The organism is Limnobacter sp. (assembly GCF_036846585.1).
Taxonomy (GTDB): Bacteria; Pseudomonadota; Gammaproteobacteria; order Burkholderiales; family Burkholderiaceae_B; genus Limnobacter.
The window spans coordinates 13,722-36,487 of record NZ_DAIUBR010000002.1 but is presented as its reverse complement, the minus strand read 5'-3'; the positions used below and the strand labels follow the sequence as shown (position 1 = coordinate 36,487).

Here is a 22,766-nt window from a genome sequence, read left to right as displayed (position 1 = left end):
TCGTTCGCACAGCTTAGTTTCCTCAATTGGAGTTTTACATGCAGATTCCTGGGCAGAGACAGGACTGGCTTGGCCGCTTGAAATCTGGATTGACCAAGACCCGTTCCGGCCTCACCTCCATGTTCACGGGTGAAAAGGTTGATGAAGCCTTTTTCGAAGAAATGGAAGAACGCCTGCTGCTGGCCGATTGCGGCTTGCCAGCCACCGAACTGTTGATGCAGAAGGTGCGCGACACGGTATATCAAAAAGGTTTGACCAAGCCCGAGGATGTTCGCCTTGTGCTGCGCGATGCCGTGTTCGACCTGCTGCGCCCCCTTGAAACCAGCATGGGCGTGGACCGTGCACGCCCCCTGGTCATGATGGTGGTGGGCGTGAACGGTGCCGGAAAAACCACCAGCATTGGCAAACTGGCCAATCACTATGGTGAAATTGGTTACTCCGTTCTGTTGGCAGCTGGCGACACCTTTCGTGCCGCAGCGCGTGAACAACTGGATGTGTGGGCCCAGCGCAGCAATGTCGATGTCATTTCTGCCGAGGGCAGCGACCCCGGCGCTGTGGCATTCGATTCAGTGCAAGCGGGTATTTCGCGCAACAAACACATTGTAATCTGCGACACCGCGGGCCGCTTGCCCACGCAGATTCACCTCATGGAAGAATTGAAGAAAATCAAGAAAGTGCTGGGCAAAGCCAAGATGGATGCACCGCATGAAATCGTGCTGGTGGTGGATGCCACCAATGGCCAAAATGCCTTGCAACAAATCAAAGCCTTCAACGATGCGCTTACACTGACTGCACTGGTGGTCACAAAGCTGGACGGCACAGCCAAAGGCGGTATTCTGGCCGCCATGAGCATGAGCACCCGCGTTCCAGTGGCCTTCATTGGTGTGGGCGAAAAGCTGGGCGACCTTCGCCCCTTTAGCCCCCGCGAATTTGCCAACGCGCTGGTTGGCATAGACACAGACGGAAATCAAACTGCATGATCCAATTTAAAAACGTCACCTTGAAGTACGGCACGCACGCCGCTTTGAAGGGCGTGAATTTCCAGTTGCCAAAGGGGTCTTTCACCCTGCTGGAAGGCCATTCCGGTGCAGGCAAAAGTTCAATATTGCGGCTGCTGGCCACCTTCGAACAACCCACCAGTGGCGACATTCTGGTGGGCAAAAGCTCGATTGCACGGCTAAACCGCCGCGAACGTTCACACTACCGCCGCAGTGTGGGCTACACAGGTTTTGATGTCGAACTACTGCACAACCGCAATTGCTTTGACAACGTTGCACTGCCCCTGCGTGTGGTGGGTTTGAGTGAAAGCGATATTCAAGGCCGCGTGAAAGCCGCGCTGGCCCGCGTGGGTTTAAGCCACACCGACCGCATGCTGCCCAGCGAATTGTCGGGCGGGCAGCAACTGCGTTTGCAAATTGCGCGCGCCGTGGTGAATCGCCCGGCATTGGTGCTGGCCGACGAACCCACCGCACAGTTGGATGATGAATCGGCCGCGCGCGTGGTTGGTTTGCTTGAAGAATTCAACCGTGCAGGCGTAACGATCATTGTAGCCACGCACGAAGCACACCGTTTTAACCGCATAACACATCGCTTGAAACTGGGCGAAGGGGCCGTGCTGCCCGCACCGGCGGATTTGTCGCAAAACGGCGGTCGTGAAGCCGGCGTGCAAACTTTTTCCAAAGACTTTCTGAACAAGGCCTACGGGGCCTGATCAACCTTTCAAGAGACAACACATGCGTTGGTTACGTTTGCAGTGGTTTTCAATTTCTGCCGGTTTGAAACTTTGGCTGGACGAACCGCTTGGTCACCTGTTCAACGCCTTGGTGCTGGCCATTGCGCTGGCAATGCCCTGGACCATTGCGCAGGGCCTAAGCGCCATTGTGCCCAGCATGGACCGCTGGGTGGGCGACCCCGAAATCAGCCTGTACTTCAAACCCGATGCGTCGCTTGATTCCGTAAAAACTGCCGCTGCACAGTTGAAGCGCGATTTCGATCTGGACAGCGTAAGTATCGTGACGCCCGAACAGGCCATGGAACGTTTGCGCACCCAAAGCCAAACACCCGACCTGGCAGAAGCGCTGCCCGAAAACCCGCTGCCCTACACGGTGGTTGTGGTGCTGGAAGTAGACACCACCACCAACACCCGATCCATTGAAGACAAAATTGCACAATGGCAAAACTTCACGGGTGTTGAACATGTGCAGTACGACGCACAGTGGGTACGCCGCCTTCAATCGGTGTTAAACGGCACACAAATTATTGCCATGGCGTTGGCCGTGTTGATTGCGGGCATGGTGTTGGTGGTTACCTTCAACACTGTGCGCTTGCAGCTGATTCGCAACCAGGCCGAAGTGCATGTGTTGAAATCGCTGGGCGCAACCGACACCGAAGTGGGCCGCCCTACCCTGTGGTGGTCAGTCAGCCTGGCGCTGGTGGCGTTTGGTTTGGCTTATGGGGTAGTCAGTGGCGCAATGGGTTTGGCCGACGACGCAGCAGGGCAATTCATTCGTGAATTTGATCGCGACTTTCGCTTCGAGCAACCCAGTGGCATTACCGCACTGGGGCTGATTCTGGTGTGGGTGGTGCTGGTGATGCTGGGTGCCTGGGCTTCCGTGAAAAGTACGGTGCTGCGCATTCACTGATCAATAATTCAACACAAAATTGCGCACGCCTTTTGTCCACTCGGGTGGGTTCACACGGAAGGTGTCCATCAGTTTCTTGTTGCTCAACACAGAATACGCAGGGCGCTGTGCAGCGAAATTCATGTCAGCGGTTTTCGCGCGCTCAATGTTCGGCATGTGCTGAACAATGCCTTGTTTGTGCGCAAGATCGATAGCCAAACGCGCGTAGTCAAACCAAGTGGTAACACCCATTGCACTGGCATGAAAAATTTCGCCGCCGGGAATTTCGGAAGGAAAATCGGGCAGGAATGTGGGGGCCAATTTGCCCGTGGATTTGTAGCGGTGCATGGCAACCACACCAGCAACACTCAAACCCAGCTCAGCAAGCCAGTTGGCCGGTGTCGGGGCGCCGGTTTGGTCGTCAACCACATTCAGTGTGTCGCGTTCCTGCGCCAGCTTGATCATGGTTTTACAGAAGTTATTACCACGCTGGCCGTACACCCAACCCGTGCGAAACACCACCCAGTTGCCACCCACTTCTTTCAGGTATTTCTCGCCGTCCAGTTTCGATTTGCCGTAGGCGCTCAACGGGTTGGTGGCATCGGTTTCAAGGTAGGGTTGTGCGGCCTTTCCATCAAACACGTAATCGGTGCTGTAATGCACCAGCGCCACACCCTGCTTCTTGCATTGCTCGGCCAGCACACCCACGGCCTTGGCATTGATGGCATGTGCCAACTCGCTTTCCGTTTCTGCTTTTTCCACATTCGTGTAGGCGGCGGCGTTGATCACCACATCGGGCCGAACATCTTTCAGCGCGTTGATCACTGTGTCAGGTTTGCTCAGGTCGGCTTTCTCGCGGCCATAGGTGATGCATGCGTCCATCGTTTCCATCAAGGCGGGTTTGGCGTGTTGGCCGATGGTGTGGCCAAGCTGGCCTTGTGCGCCAAGCACGAGTACGCGGATTCCCAAAACAAATTCTCCTGAAAACTGTTGCGATAGTTTAACTGAACTACGCAAGTCGCAAACCCTGGCTTGCTGGTTTATTGGCCCAATCAGCTTGTATCCCGATCGCTCACCTTTCCGCGGTCACCTCACCCACCCACGCCTGGTTCGCCAAATACCACTGCACCGTTTTCCGAATTCCGGTTTCGAATGTTTCTGCAGGCTTCCAGCCCAATTCGCGTTCAATTTTCCGCGCATCAATTGCGTAGCGGCGGTCATGCCCTGGGCGATCGGTCACGAATGCAATTTGCGAAGAATAGGAAGCACCATCCGCACGCGGTTGTAACTCATCCAGCAAACTGCAAATCAGCTTCACCACATCCAGGTTGGCTTTCTCATTCCAGCCACCAATGTTGTAGGTTTCGCCCAAACGGCCTTGCTCAAGCACAGTGCGTATGCCGCGGGTGTGGTCTTCAACAAACAGCCAGTCGCGAATTTGCTGGCCATCGCCATACACGGGCAGTTGCTTGCCATTCAATGCATTCATGATGCACAGCGGAATCAGCTTTTCAGGAAAGTGGTACGGGCCATAGTTGTTGCTGCAATTGGTGGTCAGCACAGGCAGGCCATACGTGTGGTGCCAGGCGCGCACCAGGTGGTCGCTGGCGGCCTTGCTGGCTGAATAGGGGCTGTTGGGTTCGTAACGGTGGGTCTCGGCGAACGGCGCATCGTCCGGGCCAAGCGTACCGTACACTTCGTCGGTGCTGACATGCAAAAATCGAAATGTATTTTTGGCGTCGCCCGCCAATCCATTCCAGTATTCGCGCGCACATTCCAGCAAGCGGTAAGTGCCCACAACATTGGTTTCAATGAATGCACCCGGGCCAAGAATGGATCGATCTACATGGCTTTCAGCTGCGAAATTCACAATGGCGCGTGGTTTGTGTTCGCTCAAAATAGCGCGCACTGCATCTACATCGCCGATTGATGCATTGATAAAATAATGCTGTGGTTTTTCGCTCACCGTGGCCAAGGTACTAAGGTGCCCGGCATAGGTCAGGGCATCCAGACTAACAATAGGCTCCGTGCTGTAGGAAAAATGCTGACGCACAAAACAAGAGCCAATAAAACCTGCAGATCCGGTAACAAGAAGGGTCATGATGGGTAGGTAATTTGCATAGAATTGGTGATTAAGCCAACTATAAACGATATGCCACATTACACCTCGTGGCGCAGGGCGACCGTTCATCATTACAGGCCCAAACCGGGCTTTTATTTCAACAGGGACAGAACATGACCAACAATCCAACGCTTTTTACCCGAATCAGCCTGGCCACCATCATTTCCGCTTTGGCGGCCGGATGTGTTGCCGTAGTTCCCGCGCCCGGCAATGACCAAGCCAGCAACAGCGCAAACAGCAACACATCGGCCAGCTTGTGCAACATTGAAGGCAAACAAGAACAGAACCTTTCCGACGGCACCACCAAGGCCAGCGTAACGCAGTCTTGCGAAGAAACGGCAATTTACATCGAAAACAAACACGCAAAACACCCCAAGCGCTGTCGCGTTTTAACGGGTACACAGGCCACCGAGCTGTACATCATGCCCGGCGAGAACCGCACCCTGACACAAACCGGCCCGGTTGAGCGCAGCAAAATCCAACTGGCTTGCATCAACGACTGGAACCGCACAAAGTAAGCCTGCGGTGAAGACGAAAAAGCTGTGGGCATCAGTGGGGGGACACGCTTCGCGCTGTTCTTGGCAAGCCTCAAACCTTGTCAACCTGATTGCGCCGCAGCTCCACGCTACGTTCTGCGCCCAGAATGTTCAGCAGCACAACAACGCGTTCGTCGCTTTTCTGCGAAGCAATGGTACCCATCAAGCCCTCAAAAGGGCCTTCTGCAATGCGCACGCCACTGCCCACCTTCAGTTCTGGAAATGTGGCAAGGTCAATGACGCACTGGTCATCGATCTGGCTTTGAATCAACTCGATCAGCTCGGCAGGTACAGTGGACGGCTTGCCGCCAAATTTCACCAAATCCATGCAACCCTTGGTTGAACGCAGCTTGGAAAAATCGTCCACCCCCACTTCAAGGTTCACAAACATGTATCGGGGAAACAGGGGTTCCACCACCGCTGCACAACCCTTGCCTGTCTTGCGTTTCAGCACGCGGGCCTGGGGATAAAACACCGTGTAATTCTGGCGCTGAAGGTTGTCCAGCGCCACGGGTTCCTGGCGGGGTTTGGTGTACATCACATACCACTTGGCCATGCTGCAGGGTTCTTCCGGTTAAAACACAGGCCACATTCTAAACCCTTCACAGACCTGGATAAACAACAGTTTTCTTAATTGATATTGATAATGCGATTCATTATCATTTATAATTAATTATTCATAAAATCAAAACTCTCCACATCACCACACATGAAACTCAAACCCATTTCACTGGCCTTGCTCACTTTGGGCCTGCCCACCGCCGCCCTGGCGCAAACCACCAACAATGAACTGCAGGAAGTCGAAGTACAAGCCCGCGAACAAGGCAGCTATTCAAGCGGCGCCGTACAAGTAGGCACCTTTCGCGACACGGCACCAATTGATGTTCCACTGACGGTCAATTCCGTCACCCGTGAAGTGCTGGACGCCCAATCCGCCACCACCCTGTATGGCGCATTGCGCAACACTGCCGGTGTTACACGCGCCCAGTTGAATGGCTCGACTTACGACAACATTGCCATTCGGGGCATTCTGGTTGAAAACCGCGGCAACTACCGCTTGAACGGTTCGCTGCCCATCATCAACCTGGTTGATGTACCGCTTGAAAACAAACAGCAAGTCGAGGTGCTCAAGGGTGCATCCTCGCTGTACTACGGTTTTATTCCCCCCTCGGGCGTGGTTAACCTGGTCACCAAGCGTGCCGGCAATAAACCCGTGCTTAGCCTTAGCCAAAGCGTGAATGAATACGGTGCCGCAACCACGCACCTGGATTGGGGCCGCAAATTTGGTGAAAACAACAGCCAAGGCCTGCGCGTTAATTTGGTGAAAGGCTCCGAAGACATTGGCGTGAACAACTACAGTGGCGAGCGCGAACTGGTCAGCGCTGCTTACGACTGGAAAATCACCGACCGCCTAAGCTTCCGCTTTGACATCGAACATTACGAAAAATCAGTCAGCGAACAGGCCGCCATCGCATTGCTGCCTGCAGTCAACGGCCGCATTACCCTTCCCCCCGTACCTGACAACAAAACCAACCTGGCTGGCGAATGGCAACAATACGATGCGAATGCCCAGAACTACCTGGCCCGCGTCGACTATGTGTTGAACGATTCATGGGGCGTGCTGTTTGAAGCCGGTTACGCCGAAACCACCCGAGACCGCAACTTCTCGCAATTCCAGAACTACGACCTGAACACCGGCGAGGGTCAGCTTCGAATTTTGTACACCCGCGACCAACAATTCGACAACACCAATTACCGTGGCGAAGTGTACGGCGAAGTGCGCACAGGCACAGTGACACACAACCTGTCATTCGGCTACACCACCAACACACGCGCCAGCAACACGCCGGGCGTTGCGGGTGGGCAAACCATTTTCAGCCAAAACCTGTACAACCCCCGCACAATCGAACCACAAAGCGTTTCATTCACCGGGGCCTATTCAGCCGCCACCATTGATGACCAAGGCTTGTATGTGTTCGACCGCATGCAGTTAAACGAACAATGGCAGTTGCTGGCAGGCCTTCGCCGTGGCGACTACCGCACAGAGAACCTGAGTGTAGCCGCCGATGGCACGCGCACTGTACGCCTGTACAACGCGAAAGAAACCACGCCCTCGCTGGCTGTGATGTACAAGCCACGCCAGGATGTTTCGCTGTATGCCAGCTATGTGGAAGGTCTGGAAGAATCGGGCCAGGCACCAGCCAACGCAGCGAATGCATTCCAGTTGCTTGACCCTGCGGAATCGGAACAGCGTGAAGTGGGTGCCAAGTTCAAAGTGGGCCAGAACAGCCTGGCGCAAATTGCATATTTTGACATCGAACGTGCCTCTACTTTTCAAGACCCGAACACCAATGTATTTGGTCTGAATGGCAAGGCACAGTTCAGCGGTTTCGAAATGGCGTGGACAGGTGAATTGAACAAACAACTTTCAATCGCTGCGTCTGCCCTGTTGATGGATGCTGAATTGCAAAACGCCAACAATGCAGCAACGCTTGGCAAAGTGCCCAACAACACACCCGAACAAACAGCCAGCCTGTTTGCTGAATACCGTTTGCAAGATGTACCGGGTTTAAGCCTTAGCGGTGGCCTGTACTACACCGGCAAACGCGCGGTGAATGATGCAAACCAGGCCTTCATCGGTGGTTACACCGTGGCCTCGCTGGGTGCACGTTACTCAACCGTGATTGGCCGCACACCCACGCAATTCCAGTTGGTGGTGGACAACCCCACCGACAAAAATTACTACAGCACCGCAGGCAACCCGTATGTGGGCGTGGGCGCACCGCGTGTGGTCAAGGCCACGGTCAGCGTAGACTTGTAAATGCAATGCCCTGTTCGTCTTTCGGCGACAGGGCGGGTTGTGCAACACCGGCCCGCTTCAAGGGCCAGGCAATGTTCAGCACCGGGTCGTTCCAGGCCAGGCACTGCTCGTGGTCGGGGCTGTGGTGTTCAGTCACCTGGTAGCTTGTAATTGCAGTATCCGTCAGCGTTAAAAAACCATGTGCAAACCCCGGGGGTATCCACAACTGCACATGGTTCTGATCGCTCAGTTCACAGCCATACCACTGCCCGAATGTTTCTGAGTTTTCGCGCAGGTCCACGGCCACATCAAACACCGCGCCGTGCACCACACGCACCAGCTTGCCTTGCGCCTTGGGTGCTGTTTGCCAATGCAGGCCGCGCAACACGCCGCGCTTTGAAAGTGACTCATTGGTTTGCACAAAATCGGGTTGAATGCCCGCCACCTGTTTAAAAGTTTTCGCATTGAAGCTTTCAAAAAAGTGTCCCCGCGCATCGGTATATACCAAAGGGGTTAGCAGCAACAAACCATGTAAAGGAGTAAAGTTACATTTCATAGAAATTCGCGGTTATCATTCTTGGCATGATCCTAGACCTAAGCTCTCTTCAGAATGCAATTCTTCGCCTCAACGAGGGCATTCAACGCTATTACCTAGACACCAGCGACACACAAATTCGCGATGGTTTGATCCAGCGTTTTGAATTCACATACGAACTCAGCCACAAAATGCTGAAGCGTTTTCTGGAGTCTACATCGCCCAGCCCCGCAGAAATTGATGCGCTCGCATTTCAGGATTTGATTCGAACCGGCAATGAACAAGGGTTGTTGCTGAGCGATTGGACCGTGTGGAGAAAATATCGCGAAATGCGCTCTAAAACCAGCCACACCTACGATGAATCAATCGCCCTTCAAGTGGTGGCGGAAATCCCGGCCTTTTTGAATGAAGCGCAATACCTTGTCAAACAGCTACAGACCAGAAACAAGTGATAAGCCCATCTCATTCCACGCTTAAAATTCAGGCGCATGAATTACAAATTGTTCTGGACCTGCTAAAAAGGCATGTCCCCAACTACACGGTTTGGGCCTTTGGCTCCAGGGTGGGCGGCTTGCCGAAGCCTTTTTCAGATCTCGATCTGGTTTTAATTGATTCCAAACCTTTGCCGTTGAGCATTCGCGCCGAATTAAACAATGCATTTTCGGAATCTGATCTGCCATGGAAAGTCGACTTGGTCGACTGGCACAGCATTTCTCCGGAATTTCAAAAAATCATTCAAACAAATTACGAAGTAATTCAAACCCCTGCTTCAATCAAACCCAGCAAGTAATCGCCATAGCCACTGTTGCGCAAAGGCATGGCCAGCGCGGCCAATTGTACAGAAGTGATCCACTGGTTGCGCCATGCAATTTCCTCAGGGCAGCTTACTTTCAAGCCCTGCCTGCGCTCAATGGTTTGAATGAAATTGGCGGCATCCAGAAGGCTGTCTGCGGTACCGGTGTCCAGCCAAGCCTGGCCGCGCCCCATGTGCTGCACCTCCAGCTGGCCCATGCTTAGGTAAGCACGAATAACATCGGTAATTTCAAGCTCGCCCCGGGGCGAAGGCTTTAACCCTTTTGCAATACCAACAGCCTGCCCGTCAAAAAAGTACAGGCCGGTTACCGCTTGCTTGCTTTTCGGTTGTGCAGGCTTTTCTTCAACACCCACCACCGTGCCTTCGGCATTCAATTCAAGCACACCGTAGGCTTGCGGGTTGGCCACTGAATACGCAAACACCGTGGCACCACGCTTTTGCCCAAAGGCATATTGCATTTGCCGCACCAGGTTCTGGCCATAAAACAGGTTGTCGCCCAGCACCAGGGCGCAAGGGTCGCCCTGCAAAAAAGGTTCAGCCACCGTTAGCGATTGCGCAACACCACCCGGCGTGGCCTGCACAGCGTATTCAATGCGCATGCCCCAGCGGCTGCCATCGCCCAGCAGTTGTTCAAACCGGGGCGTGTCGTGCGGGGTGGAAATAACAAGCACTTCGCGCACCCCAGCCAGCATCAAGGTGCCAAGCGGGTAGTAGATCATGGGCTTGTCATAAACGGGCAGCAATTGTTTGCTGACCGCTGCTGTTGCCGGGTACAGGCGGGTGGCTTGTCCACCGGCCAACACAATGCCTTTGCGGTTCATATTTTTACCTTCATTAACCTTGCATATTTAATATGTTATGTTAAATTTGCAAGAATGTACAAAAGACATATTCAATCATCGGTTCAGACCTTGCTTGGCCAAAATGCTGCTGTTGCAGTCATGGGGCCAAGGCAGGTCGGGAAAACCACGCTAGCGCTTGAAATTGCAGGGCAACAGCCCTCTGTTTACCTTGATCTTGAAAGCCCGCGCGACCTGGTCATGCTAAACGACATCGAAGCCTTTTGCGATTTACATCAAGGCAAACTGATTGTGCTCGACGAAGTACAACGTTTGCCAGGTCTGTTTGCGCCCTTGCGCAGCATTATCGACAAACGCCGCCGAGCAGGCCACAAACACGGACAATTTCTGCTGCTGGGTTCAGCCTCCATTTCATTGCTGCAACAAAGCAGTGAAAGCCTGGCTGGTCGCATCGCCTATGCAGAAATGGTGCCACTGTCGATTGACGAAACGGCAGGGCAAGCAAGCACCGAACAACTGTATTTGCGGGGAGGCTTTCCTGAAAGCCTTGCGGCCAATGATGAAGCGTCAAGCCTGAATTGGCGAGACAACTTTATTCGCACTTACCTTGAGCGCGACATTCCACAACTTGGCCCCCGCATTCCTGCGGAAACACTGCGTCGATTCTGGACCATGCTTGCGCACAATCAAGGCGAAACATTCAATGCATCTGCACTGGCCCGTGCAATTGACACAAGCAGTGTCACCATTTCACGCTACCTTGACCTGCTTGTTGATTTGCTTCTGGTTCGCAGGCTTCAACCATGGCACAGCAATGTTGGCAAACGCATGGTCAAAGCACCCAAAGTGTATATTCGCGATTCCGGGATATGCCACGCGTTGCTGGGCATCGAAACATTCAACGAGTTACTGGGTCATCCGGTGGTGGGTGGCAGTTGGGAAGGCTTTGTCGTTGAGCAAATTCTGAGCCGCTTGCCAGCACATACCCACGCTGGCTTTTATCGCAGCAGCGGCGGGGCCGAAATCGATTTGGTGATTGAGCATAAAAACAAACAACGCTGGGCCATTGAAATCAAACGCAACAGTGCACCCACGTTGTCACGCGGGTTTCACACCGCAAGCGAGGACATCGCACCCACACGAAAAATAGTGGTCCACGGGGGGGGAAGCGCTTTCCCGATGGGCAACCACGTTCATGCATTGCCCTTGATCCAACTCATCAAACAGTTGGGGCAAGAAAAACCTGTTTAGGTGACAAAACAGGGGGGGGTACACATTTAGGCGTTGCGGGGCCCTTGCAACACCACTTATGCTTAGTACAATTTATTTATTGCATTGCATATGAAATTCGACGATCCCCACCAGCACGTTGTACTGCGGGAAAAAACCAAACTTCTTTTTGAACACCTTCCCTTTGTGTTGTATGGGGTTATGGCTGCAGCAGCCGGGTTTGCTGCATTGTTGTGGTCAACAGGCCAAGACACTGCACTGTTGTTGTGGGCAATCGCCATCTACTTGCTCACAGCCTTGCGCTGGCTGGTGCGCAGGCGCTTCCTTCGCGAAGATGAACACTTCGATGCGCAATACTGGCTTCGTATTGCAATTCAGCTTACCGCCGCATCTGGCGCATTGTGGGGCATCGCCGGCGTCATCTTTTTTTCATCGGACCCACTGGTCCTCATGACCCTGTCCATCTTTCTGGCGGGCATGGTGTCGGGCGCGGTGTCCTCGCATGCATGCCATACACCGGCCTATGTTGCGTTCGCAGTGCCCGCCGCCCTACCGTTCATTTTGCGCTGCTACTGGGAAATGGAGCCATTCTTTCTTGTGCTGGGCACAGTGGCATTGGTGTATGTGCTGATCAATATTCACTACGGCCGCAACCTGCAGAACCTGGTGATCCAATCCATTCTTCTGCGTTTTCAGAATGCCGAGCTGGTTGAAGAACTCACCATGCAAAAGCGTGTGGCTGAACAAGCCAGCATTGCCAAAACCCGCTTTCTGGCTGCAGCCAGCCACGACCTTCGCCAGCCCGTACAGGCCATCGAATTGCTGGTGGACGCATTAAGTGAAGACCTGGCCAACCACCCCAGCCGAAGTTTGCTGGATCGCATTCAGGAAGCAGGTTACGGGCTTCGCAATTTATTGAATGCGTTGCTTGATTCTGCAAAAATAAACGCGGCCGCCATCACCGCCAAACCCCGACACATTCAGCTTGCCCCGCTGCTTAAGCGAATTTGCAATGAACTGAACACCCAGGCGCAACACAAAGGGCTGGACATTCGCCTGGCCAACACCAAGGCCTGCGCCTACACCGACCCGGAACTGCTTGAACTGATTTTGCGCAACTACATTGAAAACGCAATCAAGTACACGCGCGAAGGCCGGGTTGTTGTGGGCTGCCGCAAGCAAGGCCAACACATTCGTATTGAAGTACACGACACAGGCATCGGCATACCCCCCGGCGCAAGGGAAACTGTATTTCATGAATTTTACCAACTGGGCAACCCCGAACGCGACAAAGCCAAGGGCTTGGGGCTGGGGCTTTACATAGCACACAGCTTGGGCAAATTGCTGAATCACGACATTGGTGTCAATTCCACTGCGGGCAAAGGGTCGATGTTTTATGTCACCGTACCCCAAGGCGAAGCCAGCCAACTGCAAGACGTTCCCGGGCAAGTACAAATCAGCAAAACGCCGCTGGCCGGCAAAACCGTGCTGTTGATTGACGACGACGACATGGTGCGCGCCAGCGTGACTGAAATGCTTGCCCGCTGGCAGTGCAGCACCATTTCTGCCGAGGATGCAGAAACCGCACTGCGCATTTTGATGGCCCGTGGGAAGGTACCCGATGCCATTGTGGCCGACTACCGCCTTCGCAACAAAAGCACAGGGGTACAAGCCATTCACGCCCTGCAGGCGCAACTTGGAAACATTCCGGCTGTCATATTGACTGGTGACACCGCACCGGGCCGCATTCAGGAAGCCAGAAAATCAGGCTTCCTGATTTTGCACAAACCGCTTAGTGGCGTGCAACTTCGAAATACGCTGGGTGAATTGATGGGCGAAAAAACAGCTTAAAGCTGACTTGAAAACCATTGAAAGGAAATCAGTTCTTGCTCCAGCCGCAAATTGGGGCGAATCAGGTTATCTCGCAAATCATGATAAAGAGCCCGTTCATCGGCTGAAAGCAAGGGCAAATTTGCATGAACTGGTTTGTCCTCAATTCCCCAGTAGGCACTATGCGCCAGCAAGGTGGCGAAAATTGTGTTCAACCTCCCGAAAATCAGTCAACAATTCCCTGGCCCCTTGAACGAATTGCTGAAAACGTTCTTTCACAGCAGTGTCATCAAGCACGGCAATATCGTCCGCCAACACCCTTTGATTGGGCTCGACAAATTTCGCATGCGCTGCGCTTCACTCCATCGATTTCCATCATGAATCAAACCTGCTGCAAGTGCTTCCTTAAAAACATCACGAGGGTTAGAAGCGGCAATACCTAACTGCTCAAGCCGCAGCTTCAAGACCTTCCAGGCCAACTCCCAACAAAACTCGAAACGCTGGATTACCGAATCGCGGATAAAAGAATTCACCGACTGCTCACATGCCTCGCCCAAACGCACATTCGCCTTCAAAAAGTTGAGCCCTCTCTAAGAGCCTTTGATTGTCCATAACACCTTCCTCAATCACAGCCGAGCGCTCAATTACAAAGTCGTCATCCGCTTTTTCAACGTTTACAAGATCAAGCCAACTTTTGCGTACAGGCCGCATTATCAGTTTCGCTCGAAAAAAGGCGCATATCAAGCGCCTGCTCATTTTAATCAAGCCCTGCCATACACATCATCAAAACGCACAATGTCGTCTTCTTCCAGGTAGTCACCGCTTTGCACCTCGATCATCACCAGGTTCATCACACCAGGGTTGACCAAGCGGTGTTTGTTGCCCGCGGGTATGTAGGTGGACTCGTTCTTGCGCACCAAAAATACATTCTCGCCATTGGTTACTTCGGCGGTGCCACTGACCACAATCCAGTGTTCGCTTCGGTGGTGGTGCATCTGCAAACTAAGCGATGCACCAGGCTTTACTTCGATGCGTTTTATTTTGTAGCCGTTTGAATCTTCAAGCACGGTGTACGTGCCCCATGGGCGGTGCACTGTGGGGTGAAAATTCACCAAATCACTGCCCTGTGCCTTCAAGTTTTCCACCACTTTTTTTACATCCTGGTGGCGGCTTTTGTCGGCCACCAGCAATGCGTCGGGCGTGTCCACAATCAACAGGTTTTCAACGCCCAGCGTGGCCACGGCGCGGTTGCCCATGCGCACATGGGTGTTGTTGCTGTCGATTGAAATCAACTGACCTTCACCTTCCTGCTGCACGGTGTTGCCTTGTTCATCGGCTGTGCATTGGTCGGCCAATGCCGCCCAGCTGCCAATGTCGCTCCACTGGAAACTGGCCGCAACCACCGCCACGTTGCTGGCTTTTTCCATCACGGCGTAATCAATGCTGATGTCGGGCAGCCTGGCAAATTCTTCTTTGTTGAAAGTAAATACGCTGCCGCTTGCTTTTGCATTTTTACTTTCTTTTGCACCTGCCCACACGGCCTGCGCTTGCGCGGCCACGGTGGGTTCGTTCGTTTCAAGCGCATGCAGCAAATCGCCTGCACGCAATGCAAACATGCCGCCGTTCCACACGTACTGGCCACTGGCCAGGTATTCCATGGCCAATTCAAGCCTGGGTTTTTCCACAAAACGCTGCACCGCAAACACGCGGTTGATTTCGTCCACAGGGGCACCCTGTTGTATGTAACCAAAACCAGTTTCAGGCGCGGTGGGGGTAATGCCAAAGCAGGTCAGCCAACCCTTGCCCGCAGCGGCCACCGCCTGCTGTGCAACGCGCACAAATTCAGTCACGGGGTTAATTAAATGATCCGCGGGCAGCACCAGCAGCACCGGGTTTTCATCGGGGTATTTGGCCTGTGCCCACTGCGCAGCCAAGGCAATGGCCGGTGCAGTGTTGCGGCCTTGCGGTTCCAGCAACTGGTGCAAGGCAATGCCACCACCTTCACTTTGCAAAACCGGCATGCATTCGTCTTGCAGCAGGAATTGATAGCTTTCGTTGCTAACCAGCAGTATGTCTTCCGATGAAGAAGACTTTGCAACCGCCGCCGCGCGCCGCACGGTTTGCGCAATCAAACTTTCAGCGCCCACCTTCAAAAAAGGTTTCGGAAAATTTTTGCGCGACAAAGGCCACAAGCGTGTGCCTGCGCCACCACACAAAATCACTGGGATTACTCGGTTTGTGTTCTTCATGGTTATGTCCATTATCAAAGTTTCTCCAGTGCGTGCGTCCAGGCCCACACCTCGGCAGAATGAATGCCCAACAACCAACACATTAAGCCCGTGTCCAGAAAATACAGCTTGGGTGTTTTTACCAAACGTTTGCCGAAGTTTTCAAAATACGGTGGCAAACGCAAGAAGCGCTGAAACAACTGTAAATCCTTGATCTGCAACAACTGCCGCACATCACGTTCAACATAAGTGGCGGCGTAATTCGCGAACCAGTCGATTGCGTCATATGACGAACCAACTCAAACTGGGAAGAACCTGCCAGCACGAAATCGCCCATGCGCTGCAGGTCATATCCCAAGCCTTGCAACCAGGAAAACAGCGTGGGCAAACAAATGACGGGTCAGCGTGGTTTTACCCGACTGCCTGGGCCCGTAATTGCCACTACAGGGAACCGTTTGGCCAAACGCTCAACCGCACTGGCAGCCAATCTTGGGATAATCATGCTAATTTAAAGTTATAACTTCGGTTTGCACATAATATATTCATCTGCAACGTCAATCCATTGTCAGTGCGCCTTTCAAACATTCAACGTTCATCGGCTTGCGCGGTGTACCGCCTCCCGACAGCCAAACTTTTACAGCACCAAAACTCAAACCATTATTTACACAGAAAAATATCGTAACTACATGCTTTAACTGAATTACTTTATATAGTAATCTGTGTAAATGATAGAAAAAGAAATCACACTTCAATTGTGTATTCATGGGCAATGGGTTGATACAGCACAAATTGCGTTGCTTCAATCCGAAGGCCAAGGCGTGCTTGCGCCGCCATTTGCCAACACTGCGCAAACCCGTTGCCCGAGCTTGCAGAATACATTCGCCGGGATGTACTTAACCTGGCGCTGGGCAACAAAGACAACCATGCACGCAACACCGCGTTCACACGCAACATGCAAGGCAATCTTCAACTAACGCCACTGTTTGATTTCGCACCCATGGTGCTGCACCCCGATGGCATTGCACGCCGCATGCGCTGGCAACAGGAAACCGCATCGGTACCCCAGTGGGCCGACATCATTCAGTTCATCGAACAGCTACAAGCAGGTGCCACCACCTACCTTGTTGCCAGCTTGCAAAGCCTGATCAAACCGCTTTCTGCCATTCAAAAAAACCCTCGCAAGCATGGTATTGAACCCGAACTGTTTCAGTTAATCGGCCCACATTTGAAAGCACAAATCAACGCCTTGCAGGCACTGCAATAACAACATGGACAAACGTTACAAACCCTTAAGCCTCAGCGAGCAAATGCGTATACGCCAGCAAGTGGTTGAAGACATTTTGGCCAACCCGCACTGGCCTTTGCAGCAGGTGGTTCAACACCTTAAAACCAGCCTTCGGCTAACCACTGCCGAACTGGCCAAAGTTGCGGGAATTTCCGCCCGCACCTTGCAAGACATTGAACAAGGCCGAAGCCAGGGCACCGTACAAACCATGAATAAAATATTGGGGGTGATGGGTTTGCGCTTGGGGGTATGTAAAATTTAATCCCTTTGCACTTTGATACCCAAAACGGGTATTATCGTACCCATTATGATACCAACTTCCATATCAGACAGTCTTTTCTCCAAAACACAGCAGAAGGTGTTGGGTTTGCTCTTCTTGCATCCCGAACGGTCTTTTTATCTCAACGAAGTGGTGCGACATGCCAATGTTGGCAAAGGCGCTGTGCAACGCGAACTGCTTAAACTGGAATCCTCCGGGCTTGTTCTTACAACCCAACAAGGCAACCAAAAGCACTTTCAAGCCAATAAGCAAAATCCGGTTTTTTTAGATCTTCGCTCCCTGATCATCAAAACGTTTGGCATACGGGAAGTAATCGCGAACTGCTTGCAAAATCACGCCACCAAGATAGACCGTGCAATCATATTCGGGTCTATTGCCAAGGGAACAGACAATTCAAAAAGCGACATTGATTTAATGGTAGTGAGCGACCAGCTTCACTTCCACGACCTCTTTGACATATTGCAACCTGCGGAACAACAACTGGGGCGAACCATTCAACCCACGCTGTATCGGACCGAAGAATTCGCACAGAAAATAGACACCGAGTTTATGCGTCGAATTTTTGACGCACCAACCATTTCAGTCCTCAATGTGATCGATGAACAAAGAAAATAATCCGTTTGATAACTTGCTAAAAATAGGGCAATTAAAACAGGAGGCTTTTATTAAGGCTGAATTTGACGGACTCGTTAGCACCGCAAACCGTAAACTCCACGATGCCAAAAACGTCAGTTTATCGAAAGACAGTCGCTTCGATCTTGCTTACAACGCGGCACACTCCCTCTCTCTGGCAGCACTTCGCAAGGCGGGATATCGCTCAGAAAACAGGTACACCGTTTTTCAGCTACTCGAAAGCACCGCTGGCCTACCCGCGTCTACATGGCGAATATTCGCCACAGCGCTTGCAGCACATTGCCCGCGACCAAACAAACACATTGGGAACACCCTTGCTGCAAGGGTTTGGGGATAAGGTGCACAGCATATTTTTGGTAGGCAACCAGGCCAGAAACAACGCACCCAATTTGCTGGTACACCTGCTTCAAAATAACCACTCAGTTCAAGAATTGCAAAGCGCACTTTTGAAAATCAAAGCCAGCGCTGATCCTTCCAACAAACTGCAAGGCCTGCGGTGGGCAAGTACCATACAAACCGGAAATACGTTGTGGTTTCACGACCGGCCCGACCTTGAACCCCTGCTGAACCTGAACCCCTTGCAATACCGCGAACTGCTGGCGCACCCCGCCCGGTTTCGACTGGTTTGCCATGAAGTGATTCGAACCTATTGCAAATACGCCCAGGAAGAAATCAAACTGCTTGATGCACTTTTTGACTGGATTGCTCTAGGCACGCTAAAACCCTGCGTGGTGTATGCACCGCGCCCCACTGTGCTGGGCATAAACTACCTTTGGGGCAACTGAACCGCCAAGAAACAGCTCTACAAAATCCTCGCCAAACGCGCCAACACATCCATTCCCTGCGCCAAAGCGCCCAACCTTTCAGGGGGCGTCAACAAACCGGAAACTCCATCACGAACCGCCCTTACCTGCCCCGCCAACTGAACAAGCTCAGTTTTAACTTGACTGCTCAACAGGTCAAACTTCGCGTTCTCGGCATTCACCCAGGCCAGGTAAGCCGCTGACAGCGCCTGCTGGTGCTGCTTGCGTTGCTCGCTGCTTAGCTGGTCGGCATCAATCAAATACAGCGCAGAAAACACCGCATGTAAATCGTTTTGAATGGAATGGAAATCACTTGGGGTCATGGTTGTGTGCCGCCGCAATGTTGATATTGATTTGATCGAACACGCTGCGCAGGTGCTCAAAACTACCCTCCCCGCGCAACACATTCACCCAGGCCTGCTGCATCTCGATGCTTGCTGCTTTGGCCTGCTCCAGCAGCTCAATGGTGGGTGGCTGCGTAATGTCGGCCATCCACGCCTTCTTCCAGCGCTCGGGCAATTTTTTGTCGCCCACAAAAGGCTTCTGCACTTCTTCCCGGTATTCAAGCTGACGGGCCAGGGTTTCGCGCTGGGTAATCCACTGTATTTGCTCGTCCAGAATCAACTGGTTCGTTAACAAGGCCTGCGCAACCGGTTCAGCACTGCGCAGCAATTCGTCGCGAACCTGCGCCGAATGCTTCCAGCTGGCCACATGCCCGGCGATACCCGCCACCGCGTCCTTGGTTACACGCGGTATGCCCCCCACATCGGGCGCCTTGTTCAGTGCTTCTACCAGCTTTTTCAAAGCCCGCGTGGTGCCCGTGCTGTGGTCGCCTTTGGCCAGGGCGCTTAGCTCGGCGAAATACAAAGCCTGTGTGTCAAAGTAATTCGCGGTGGTTTGCACCAGCGCCGCCCGTTGCCGCATGGCATCGGTGTGCTGCTGCAAGGTGGTGTTGTCGCGGGGCAAATTGGGCAACAGGTCGGCCGTGAATTCAAGGGTGTGATCCAGCGCAAAGCTGTTCACTTTCTTCAGCGTACTGGTGTACTGCTTGCCTGTGTCGGCAAGCCCCTCGACCTGAAGCGGGGTTTTGCTGGCACATGCTGCTGTGGTCAGCAACAAAATACACAGGCAGAAACGGTGAATAAAATGGGCCACGTAAACCTCCGGAAATGTGCGCGTGAAACATTGCGCCCAATTTACGGGGAAAAGCAGCAGGGTGAGAAGCGCTGAGTTGGGTTATGCACGGACCAATCTGTCACCCTGACCATCCGTTATTAAACCGGCGACTTGCAGGAGATGCGTAGCTGCGCCAAACAACTGGCGCGATTCGTTAAATTGCGCCAAAATAGCGCCATGCCAACCACAATTGCGCCAAAAACAATGCCAATCCACACCAGCATTTACCGCAGCATTGCTGAAAACCCGCAGGGAATAGGCCTTCAGGAATTGTTAGCACTGCACCCACAACTGTCCCGTCGCACGGCTCAGCGTATTGTCAGCGAAATGATAAAAAATGGCGCAATTACAGCCCAAGGGGCCGCGCGCGCGCGCAAATATCGCGCTGCAAACAATGAAAAAAATGAGGGCAAGGCCAAGGAAGTGAGCCACATATCCAGCGCTTCGTTTCCACAGCACATCCCCGTGTCTGCTGATAGCGCAGACATACTTGCTTACATCGACCTACCCATTCACGCCAAAAAACCAGTCGGCTATCAACGCGAATTTCTGGCCAGTTACCAACCCAACAAAACCTGGTACTTGCCTACAACACTGCGTCAACAGCTTTACCGAATTGGCAGCACATCCAAAAACGATTTGCCTGCGGGTACATACAGCCGGGCAATCCTTGACCGATTGTTGATCGATTTGTCGTGGGCATCCAGCCAGCTGGAAGGCAACACCTACTCAAGGCTAGACACACGCAAACTGATCGAACATGGACGCGCAGCCACAGGAAAAGCCGCACTTGAAACACAAATGATTTTGAACCACAAAACAGCTATTGAACTGCTGGTTCAAAACATCGACAACGCAGCATTCGACCGCTACACAATCATGAACCTGCACAGCGCACTTTCAGAAAACCTGCTACCCAACCCCGAAGACGAAGGCCGAGTACGCCAGCATGCTGTGGATATTGGCAAAAGCGTTTACCGCCCCCTGGCAGCACCGCAGCAAATCGATGAGTTACTTAACCAACTCCTTGCCAAAGCCAATCAAATTACGGATCCGTTCGAACAATCCTTTTTCATGATGGTGCATTTGCCCTACCTGCAACCTTTTGCAGACATCAACAAGCGGACCTCCCGGCTTGCAGCCAATTTGCCCCTGTTTCGCGCAAACCTGTGCCCGCTTACTTTTCTGGACGTACCCGAAGCCGCCTACAGCCGCGCCACCCTGGGTGTATATGAAATGACGCGTGTTGAATTGCTTCGTGATTTGTATATGTGGGCCTACGAACGATCAAGCCAGGAATACCTGACCATTACCCAAGAATTGGCCGAACCCAACCCACTGCGCCTGAAGTGGCGAGAACTGATTAAAAGTACCATTCGGGAAGTTGTTCTACACACAAACCGTGACGCTTTTGAAATTATTCAAAACACGGTGCAAGCCAACGTAGAAGTGCAACACCAGGCTGAAATTCAGACCCTGATTATTGAAGAACTTCGCCGCATTCATGAAGGCGTACTGGCGCGTTACGGCCTTCGGCCATCAGAATACCGAGCGTGGGTAAAGTACAAAACTTATTCAATCGCCCATTCTTCAACCACCAAGCCCGGCACTCGGTGAAACTCCCGGGCGTTGTTGGTGATCAGCACTTACCGGCCAAGGCAACACATCAAACCCTGCCAACCATGCTTCGACAGCAGCGATACCTCAGCGTTAATCAATCAATAAAATTCCACCACAATAGAATTTATGAAGAAAGTCAGCCCAACCCAGCCCCCAAACCCGAGTGAAGCCTGCACCCCGACATCGTTGGGCTTGTTCATCAAAGCGGCGCGCACGCAGCAAGGTTTAACCATTGAACAAGCAGCCGCACTTAGCGGGGCGTAAGCCTGAGCGTACATCTGCATGCACAGTTACCAGGCAGCCACACCGAGGGCAACGATGGCTGGTTCTGAACACCCAACCCTGGGCCTGTACATCGGCCAGCAACATGTGGCCACGGTACATTTTGAATACACACGCATTCACCGGTTCGAATACACACCACAGTGGCAACAAGAAGGCTTTGCCCTGTCCCCCAACATGCCATTGAACAACTTCAACTGCCTGCGCAGTTCGAAGCACTTGATCTGGATGAACTGGCAAAATGCCTGAACGAGAACGACAGGAACCTTGCCGTGTGGAACGGGAAAGTGCGCCTGTCCGCCGCAGGCGTGCAAGACAAACTGAACGTGATGCAACACCCCACACATGGCTTGGGGTTTGCAGATGGCGCGTGGGCTTCCACCCACCTGATTAAGTTTGAATCGAAAAACGCACCCTGCCTGGTCATCAATGAATTGACCACACTGACCCTTGCGCAGGCACACCATTGACGGTTGCCAACTATTGAACCGCGATGCCATGCAAAAATACGAACGGCCACTGGCCCACGGAAAGCACACCCGCGACATTCGCGATGGCGTTTCATTGCCAGAAGTGTTCAGCACCCAACAGTGGGCCATTGCGCAACTGGTTGTTTAATAACCCCCCGCAAATGCGGGGGTACAGAAAATATTCGATCAGACCTGCCATGATTGTTCAAACTTTAACAAATCTTCGTTATCCTAGCCTTTCTACCTGCGCATGCTGACCGTTACACAGCAGGGCGGTAGCGTGCCCAAAACCCAAAAATGACTAGCCGACAAGCCAAAATTCAGGAAGACACCAACTACCGCGTTATGCGGCTGCTGGAAGATAACCCCGACCTTACCCAACGTGAGCTGGCTGAAAAGCTGGGCGTTAGCGTGGGCGGGTTGAATTACTGCCTGAAAGCCCTAACGGAAAAAGGCTTGGTGAAGATGCAAAACTTTGCCAACAGCAAAAACAAGTTTGGGTATGTGTATGTGCTTACACCCAGGGGTATTGCAGAGAAAGCCAAGCTGACAAGCAACTTTCTGAAAAGGAAGATGGAAGAATATGAGGCGCTGAAGGCGGAGATCAAGGCTCTTCAATCGGAAGTTAAAACACGAAGCAAAGAAAGAGTGAAAAACCGTGATTAAAGTGACACCCGTCATTCTTTGTGGCGGTTCAGGCA

29 protein-coding genes and 1 pseudogene are annotated in these 22,766 nt (G+C 52.7%); 18 read left to right on the top strand and 12 right to left on the bottom strand.

Going from position 1 to position 22,766, the window contains the following annotated elements:
* Positions 1-38: 38 nt before the first annotated feature.
* Genes ftsY through V7028_RS01110 form a run of 3 tightly spaced genes read left to right on the top strand, consistent with a single transcriptional unit; the run spans position 39 to position 2,642 of the window.
* Positions 39-980 (top strand): signal recognition particle-docking protein FtsY, encoded by a 942-nt coding sequence (gene ftsY / locus V7028_RS01120; protein WP_334118265.1) that lies wholly within the window; start codon positions 39-41, stop codon positions 978-980.
* Positions 977-1,711, top strand: a complete 735-nt coding sequence (locus V7028_RS01115; RefSeq protein WP_334118264.1) for a cell division ATP-binding protein FtsE — start codon at positions 977-979, stop codon at positions 1,709-1,711. The genes ftsY and V7028_RS01115 overlap by 4 nt, the downstream gene beginning before the upstream one ends.
* Positions 1,712-1,733: 22 nt before the next feature.
* Positions 1,734-2,642 carry a cell division protein FtsX gene (locus V7028_RS01110; RefSeq protein WP_334118263.1) on the top strand — a complete coding sequence of 303 codons (909 nt, stop codon included), beginning with the start codon at positions 1,734-1,736 and terminating at the stop codon, positions 2,640-2,642.
* Here the strand turns inward: V7028_RS01110 and rfbD are convergent, their stop codons facing one another.
* Together rfbD and rfbB are read right to left on the bottom strand one after the other, a co-directional pair.
* Positions 2,643-3,590: a dTDP-4-dehydrorhamnose reductase gene (gene rfbD, locus V7028_RS01105; RefSeq protein ID WP_334118262.1), complete on the bottom strand. Its 948-nt coding sequence runs from the start codon at positions 3,588-3,590 to the stop codon at positions 2,643-2,645.
* 103 nt (positions 3,591-3,693) lie between these two features.
* On the bottom strand, positions 3,694-4,722 hold the full coding sequence (gene rfbB, locus V7028_RS01100; protein WP_334118261.1) for a dTDP-glucose 4,6-dehydratase: 1,029 nt from the start codon (positions 4,720-4,722) through the stop codon (positions 3,694-3,696).
* A 134-nt stretch (positions 4,723-4,856) separates the two neighbouring features.
* Between rfbB and V7028_RS01095 the strand changes: the two genes are divergently transcribed.
* A complete protein-coding gene (locus V7028_RS01095; RefSeq protein WP_334118260.1) occupies positions 4,857-5,261 on the top strand; it encodes a hypothetical protein in 405 nt (134 codons plus the stop codon).
* Positions 5,262-5,331: 70 nt separating this feature from the next.
* Here the strand turns inward: V7028_RS01095 and nusG are convergent, their stop codons facing one another.
* Positions 5,332-5,835 (bottom strand): transcription termination/antitermination protein NusG, encoded by a 504-nt coding sequence (gene nusG, locus V7028_RS01090; protein WP_334118259.1) that lies wholly within the window; start codon positions 5,833-5,835, stop codon positions 5,332-5,334.
* Between the two features lie 153 nt (positions 5,836-5,988).
* On the opposite strand from nusG, the gene V7028_RS01085 reads away from it, so the two are divergent.
* Positions 5,989-8,100: a TonB-dependent siderophore receptor gene (locus V7028_RS01085; protein WP_334118258.1), complete on the top strand. Its 2,112-nt coding sequence runs from the start codon at positions 5,989-5,991 to the stop codon at positions 8,098-8,100.
* Here the strand turns inward: V7028_RS01085 and rfbC are convergent.
* On the bottom strand, positions 8,084-8,635 hold the full coding sequence (rfbC, locus tag V7028_RS01080) for a dTDP-4-dehydrorhamnose 3,5-epimerase (protein WP_334118257.1): 552 nt from the start codon (positions 8,633-8,635) through the stop codon (positions 8,084-8,086). The two genes, V7028_RS01085 and rfbC, sit on opposite strands and share 17 nt — an antisense overlap.
* Positions 8,636-8,661: 26 nt before the next feature.
* On the opposite strand from rfbC, the gene V7028_RS01075 reads away from it, so the two are divergent.
* Both V7028_RS01075 and V7028_RS01070 read left to right on the top strand, forming a co-directional pair.
* A complete protein-coding gene (locus tag V7028_RS01075) occupies positions 8,662-9,066 on the top strand; it encodes a nucleotidyltransferase substrate binding protein (protein WP_334118256.1) in 405 nt (134 codons plus the stop codon).
* Positions 9,063-9,404 carry a nucleotidyltransferase domain-containing protein gene (locus V7028_RS01070; RefSeq protein WP_334118255.1) on the top strand — a complete coding sequence of 114 codons (342 nt, stop codon included), beginning with the start codon at positions 9,063-9,065 and terminating at the stop codon, positions 9,402-9,404. Before V7028_RS01075 ends, V7028_RS01070 begins: the two co-directional genes overlap by 4 nt.
* On the opposite strand, the gene rfbA is transcribed toward V7028_RS01070, so the two are convergent.
* Complete coding sequence (gene rfbA, locus V7028_RS01065; RefSeq protein WP_334118254.1) at positions 9,371-10,249, bottom strand: glucose-1-phosphate thymidylyltransferase RfbA; 879 nt, start codon at positions 10,247-10,249, stop codon at positions 9,371-9,373. The genes V7028_RS01070 and rfbA overlap by 34 nt on opposite strands.
* 54 nt (positions 10,250-10,303) lie before the next feature.
* Between rfbA and V7028_RS01060 the strand changes: the two genes are divergently transcribed.
* Both V7028_RS01060 and V7028_RS01055 read left to right on the top strand, forming a co-directional pair.
* Complete coding sequence (locus tag V7028_RS01060) at positions 10,304-11,479, top strand: ATP-binding protein (RefSeq protein ID WP_334118253.1); 1,176 nt, start codon at positions 10,304-10,306, stop codon at positions 11,477-11,479.
* 90 nt (positions 11,480-11,569) lie between these two features.
* The gene (locus V7028_RS01055; RefSeq protein ID WP_334118252.1) at positions 11,570-13,309 is read left to right on the top strand and encodes an ATP-binding response regulator; all 1,740 of its coding nucleotides are present in this window, start codon (positions 11,570-11,572) and stop codon (positions 13,307-13,309) included.
* Here the strand turns inward: V7028_RS01055 and V7028_RS01050 are convergent.
* From V7028_RS01050 to V7028_RS01030, 5 genes and pseudogenes are all read right to left on the bottom strand, one after another.
* Positions 13,306-13,428 carry a Wadjet anti-phage system protein JetD domain-containing protein gene (locus V7028_RS01050; RefSeq protein WP_334118422.1) on the bottom strand — a complete coding sequence of 41 codons (123 nt, stop codon included), beginning with the start codon at positions 13,426-13,428 and terminating at the stop codon, positions 13,306-13,308. The genes V7028_RS01055 and V7028_RS01050 overlap by 4 nt on opposite strands.
* Before the next feature lie 52 nt (positions 13,429-13,480).
* Positions 13,481-13,609: pseudogene (locus V7028_RS01045) on the bottom strand (DUF3375 family protein); the annotation flags it as partial.
* Entirely contained in the window at positions 13,564-13,821 is a 258-nt protein-coding gene (locus V7028_RS01040) for an HI0074 family nucleotidyltransferase substrate-binding subunit (protein WP_334118421.1), read from the bottom strand. The pseudogene V7028_RS01045 and the gene V7028_RS01040, both read right to left, overlap by 46 nt.
* A 228-nt stretch (positions 13,822-14,049) precedes the next feature.
* Entirely contained in the window at positions 14,050-15,537 is a 1,488-nt protein-coding gene (locus V7028_RS01035) for a mannose-1-phosphate guanylyltransferase/mannose-6-phosphate isomerase (protein WP_334118251.1), read from the bottom strand.
* A gap of 14 nt (positions 15,538-15,551) precedes the next feature.
* Positions 15,552-15,716, bottom strand: a complete 165-nt coding sequence (locus V7028_RS01030; protein ID WP_442918664.1) for a DUF4143 domain-containing protein — start codon at positions 15,714-15,716, stop codon at positions 15,552-15,554.
* Positions 15,717-16,372: 656 nt separating this feature from the next.
* Here V7028_RS01030 and V7028_RS15290 point away from each other — a divergent pair.
* The 5 genes from V7028_RS15290 to V7028_RS01005 all read left to right on the top strand — a co-directional run bounded on the left by V7028_RS15290 (position 16,373) and on the right by V7028_RS01005 (position 18,499).
* Positions 16,373-16,780, top strand: a complete 408-nt coding sequence (locus tag V7028_RS15290) for a HipA domain-containing protein (RefSeq protein ID WP_442918663.1) — start codon at positions 16,373-16,375, stop codon at positions 16,778-16,780.
* A 4-nt stretch (positions 16,781-16,784) separates the two neighbouring features.
* The gene (locus tag V7028_RS01020) at positions 16,785-17,063 is read left to right on the top strand and encodes a helix-turn-helix domain-containing protein (RefSeq protein ID WP_334118249.1); all 279 of its coding nucleotides are present in this window, start codon (positions 16,785-16,787) and stop codon (positions 17,061-17,063) included.
* 96 nt (positions 17,064-17,159) lie between these two features.
* On the top strand, positions 17,160-17,696 hold the full coding sequence (locus tag V7028_RS01015) for a nucleotidyltransferase domain-containing protein (protein WP_442918668.1): 537 nt from the start codon (positions 17,160-17,162) through the stop codon (positions 17,694-17,696).
* Positions 17,680-18,051, top strand: coding sequence for a hypothetical protein (locus V7028_RS01010; protein WP_334118247.1), 372 nt, complete (start codon positions 17,680-17,682; stop codon positions 18,049-18,051). Before V7028_RS01015 ends, V7028_RS01010 begins: the two co-directional genes overlap by 17 nt.
* Position 18,052: 1 nt before the next feature.
* A complete protein-coding gene (locus V7028_RS01005) occupies positions 18,053-18,499 on the top strand; it encodes a hypothetical protein (protein ID WP_334118246.1) in 447 nt (148 codons plus the stop codon).
* A gap of 17 nt (positions 18,500-18,516) precedes the next feature.
* Here the strand turns inward: V7028_RS01005 and V7028_RS01000 are convergent, their stop codons facing one another.
* Both V7028_RS01000 and V7028_RS00995 read right to left on the bottom strand, forming a co-directional pair.
* On the bottom strand, positions 18,517-18,840 hold the full coding sequence (locus V7028_RS01000) for a hypothetical protein (RefSeq protein WP_334118245.1): 324 nt from the start codon (positions 18,838-18,840) through the stop codon (positions 18,517-18,519).
* Positions 18,827-19,672, bottom strand: coding sequence for a hypothetical protein (locus tag V7028_RS00995; RefSeq protein WP_334118244.1), 846 nt, complete (start codon positions 19,670-19,672; stop codon positions 18,827-18,829). The genes V7028_RS01000 and V7028_RS00995 overlap by 14 nt, the downstream gene beginning before the upstream one ends.
* Before the next feature lie 198 nt (positions 19,673-19,870).
* Here V7028_RS00995 and V7028_RS00990 point away from each other — a divergent pair, with 198 nt between their 5' ends.
* From V7028_RS00990 to V7028_RS00975, 4 genes are all read left to right on the top strand, one after another.
* Positions 19,871-21,310, top strand: coding sequence for a Fic family protein (locus V7028_RS00990; RefSeq protein ID WP_334118243.1), 1,440 nt, complete (start codon positions 19,871-19,873; stop codon positions 21,308-21,310).
* Positions 21,311-21,631: 321 nt separating this feature from the next.
* Complete coding sequence (locus tag V7028_RS00985; RefSeq protein ID WP_334118242.1) at positions 21,632-21,844, top strand: HipA N-terminal domain-containing protein; 213 nt, start codon at positions 21,632-21,634, stop codon at positions 21,842-21,844.
* A 23-nt stretch (positions 21,845-21,867) separates the two neighbouring features.
* Positions 21,868-22,065 carry a hypothetical protein gene (locus tag V7028_RS00980; RefSeq protein WP_334118241.1) on the top strand — a complete coding sequence of 66 codons (198 nt, stop codon included), beginning with the start codon at positions 21,868-21,870 and terminating at the stop codon, positions 22,063-22,065.
* Between the two features lie 297 nt (positions 22,066-22,362).
* Complete coding sequence (locus tag V7028_RS00975; RefSeq protein ID WP_334118240.1) at positions 22,363-22,731, top strand: MarR family EPS-associated transcriptional regulator; 369 nt, start codon at positions 22,363-22,365, stop codon at positions 22,729-22,731.
* Positions 22,732-22,766 lie beyond the last annotated feature (35 nt).

Bases quoted from the DNA above. Each gene is read 5' to 3' on its own strand.
- ftsY (WP_334118265.1), top strand. From the start codon at position 39: ATGCAGATTCCTGGGCAGAGACAGGACTGGCTTGGCCGCTTGAAATCT.
- V7028_RS01115 (WP_334118264.1), top strand. From the start codon at position 977: ATGATCCAATTTAAAAACGTCACCTTGAAGTACGGCACGCACGCCGCT.
- V7028_RS01110 (WP_334118263.1), top strand. From the start codon at position 1,734: ATGCGTTGGTTACGTTTGCAGTGGTTTTCAATTTCTGCCGGTTTGAAA.
- rfbB (WP_334118261.1), bottom strand. From the start codon at position 4,722: ATGACCCTTCTTGTTACCGGATCTGCAGGTTTTATTGGCTCTTGTTTT.
- V7028_RS01095 (WP_334118260.1), top strand. From the start codon at position 4,857: ATGACCAACAATCCAACGCTTTTTACCCGAATCAGCCTGGCCACCATC.
- nusG (WP_334118259.1), bottom strand. From the start codon at position 5,835: ATGGCCAAGTGGTATGTGATGTACACCAAACCCCGCCAGGAACCCGTG.
- V7028_RS01085 (WP_334118258.1), top strand. From the start codon at position 5,989: ATGAAACTCAAACCCATTTCACTGGCCTTGCTCACTTTGGGCCTGCCC.
- rfbC (WP_334118257.1), bottom strand. From the start codon at position 8,635: ATGAAATGTAACTTTACTCCTTTACATGGTTTGTTGCTGCTAACCCCT.
- V7028_RS01075 (WP_334118256.1), top strand. From the start codon at position 8,662: ATGATCCTAGACCTAAGCTCTCTTCAGAATGCAATTCTTCGCCTCAAC.
- rfbA (WP_334118254.1), bottom strand. From the start codon at position 10,249: ATGAACCGCAAAGGCATTGTGTTGGCCGGTGGACAAGCCACCCGCCTG.
- V7028_RS01060 (WP_334118253.1), top strand. From the start codon at position 10,304: ATGTACAAAAGACATATTCAATCATCGGTTCAGACCTTGCTTGGCCAA.
- V7028_RS01055 (WP_334118252.1), top strand. From the start codon at position 11,570: ATGAAATTCGACGATCCCCACCAGCACGTTGTACTGCGGGAAAAAACC.
- V7028_RS01035 (WP_334118251.1), bottom strand. From the start codon at position 15,537: ATGAAGAACACAAACCGAGTAATCCCAGTGATTTTGTGTGGTGGCGCA.
- V7028_RS01020 (WP_334118249.1), top strand. From the start codon at position 16,785: ATGGACAAACGTTACAAACCCTTAAGCCTCAGCGAGCAAATGCGTATA.
- V7028_RS01010 (WP_334118247.1), top strand. From the start codon at position 17,680: ATGAACAAAGAAAATAATCCGTTTGATAACTTGCTAAAAATAGGGCAA.
- V7028_RS01000 (WP_334118245.1), bottom strand. From the start codon at position 18,840: ATGACCCCAAGTGATTTCCATTCCATTCAAAACGATTTACATGCGGTG.
- V7028_RS00990 (WP_334118243.1), top strand. From the start codon at position 19,871: ATGCCAACCACAATTGCGCCAAAAACAATGCCAATCCACACCAGCATT.
- V7028_RS00985 (WP_334118242.1), top strand. From the start codon at position 21,632: ATGGCTGGTTCTGAACACCCAACCCTGGGCCTGTACATCGGCCAGCAA.
- V7028_RS00975 (WP_334118240.1), top strand. From the start codon at position 22,363: ATGACTAGCCGACAAGCCAAAATTCAGGAAGACACCAACTACCGCGTT.